This window comes from Neisseria sp. P0021.S007 (assembly GCF_051956855.1).
In genome coordinates this window covers 1-516 of record NZ_JBQCXA010001208.1, presented here as the reverse complement: position 1 = coordinate 516, position 516 = coordinate 1, and the positions used below count along the sequence as shown (strand labels likewise).

Annotated in this window: 1 protein-coding gene; it reads right to left on the bottom strand. The window is 53.5% G+C overall.

The window, feature by feature from the left end:
• Positions 1-47: 47 nt before the first annotated feature.
• Positions 48-516, bottom strand: a 469-nt coding sequence (gene cysD, locus ACTHUR_RS18325) for a sulfate adenylyltransferase subunit CysD (protein WP_440400192.1), incomplete at its 5' end; no start/stop codon positions are given.

Below are 516 nucleotides of genomic sequence, written 5' to 3'. Positions count from 1 at the left end.
GTGTTGTTCGGGTTTGAAATATATAGGGGCCGTCTGAAAAAAACAGTTTAGAAATAACCTTGTTTTTTACGCTCTTCCATTGCCGCTTCCGATACGCGGTCGTCCATGCGTGTGGCACTGCGTTCGGAAATGGTCGCGGCGGCGGTTTCCGCAATGATGTCTTCGGGTGTGGCGGCGGTACTGGCAACCGGGCAGGTGCAGGAAATATCGCCGACGGTACGGAAGCGGACATCGCGGATTTGGGCAACTTCGCCTTCGCGTTTTGGGGTCAACGGGGTAACGGGAACGAGCAGGCCGTTGCGTTCGACAACTTCGCGTTTGTGGGTGTAATAAATCGGTGGCAGGGCGAGTTTTTCGCGTGCGATGTATTGCCAGATGTCCAATTCCGTCCAGTTGGAAATCGGGAATACGCGCATGTTTTCGCCTTGGAACAGGCGCGTATTGTAGAGCGACCATAATTCAGGACGTTGGTTTTTAGGATCCCATTGGCCGAACTCGTCGCGGAAAGAGAAGATG